This is a genomic window from Dryocola clanedunensis (assembly GCF_038405435.1).
GTDB lineage: Bacteria > Pseudomonadota > Gammaproteobacteria > Enterobacterales > Enterobacteriaceae > Dryocola > Dryocola clanedunensis_A.
The window spans coordinates 1-626 of the sequence record NZ_JBBYHZ010000111.1 but is presented as its reverse complement, the minus strand read 5'-3'; the positions used below and the strand labels follow the sequence as shown (position 1 = coordinate 626).

The following is a 626-nucleotide window of genomic DNA, read 5'->3' as shown; positions in this document are numbered from 1 at the left end:
GATCGGTGAGGGACGATGTCCGCGCGTGCTGTGCCACGCGGATCTGCACGCGGGCAATGTGCTGGTAGGGCCGCGCGCCAGCGTCTTTCTGATCGACTGGGACGACATGGTGCTGGCGCCGCGCGAGCGTGATCTGATGTTCATCGGCGCAGGCATCGGCGGGCGCTGGGGGCGTGAACAGCCGCCGGGCTTCGCCGAGGGCTACGGGCCGGTCGCGGTCGACCCGCTGCGGGTGGCCTACTACCGCCACTGGCGGATCCTGCAGGACCTGCAGGAATTCCATGATCTGCTGCTCGAGCCCGGCGCCACGGCGCGTCCACCTGCACAGCGACGCCAGGCCCTGCGTTACATGGCCGAGCAGTTCGCACCCGGCAACGTCGCCGATTGCGCGGCCCGTGCGTGGCAGGCCACACAGGGCTGAGGCCGCCACTCAGCGGATGTCGGTACGCAGGCTGCCGCCGATCTGATCGCGCCAGACCCCGGCCACACCGGCCTCGTCGGCAAAGTGCGGCCAGCGCAGCACGCTTTGCCGGACCTGCTCAATGATGTCCCGGGCGCGGCGGGCATTGATCGAGGCGGTGGCGGCGCATGCGGCCAGTCGGCCACGTCGAACCCCTCGCGCTTGC

The 626-nt window shown here is 70.6% G+C and carries 2 protein-coding genes; one reads left to right on the top strand and one right to left on the bottom strand.

Annotated features, from left to right (window positions below; translation table 11 throughout):
* On the top strand, positions 1-421 hold a 421-nt coding region (locus AAE045_RS23720), incomplete at its 5' end, for a phosphotransferase family protein (RefSeq protein WP_455549758.1).
* A gap of 9 nt (positions 422-430) precedes the next feature.
* Here the strand turns inward: AAE045_RS23720 and AAE045_RS23715 are convergent.
* Positions 431-626 (bottom strand): hypothetical protein (locus AAE045_RS23715; protein WP_455549757.1); only part of this gene is annotated, 196 nt, incomplete at its 5' end.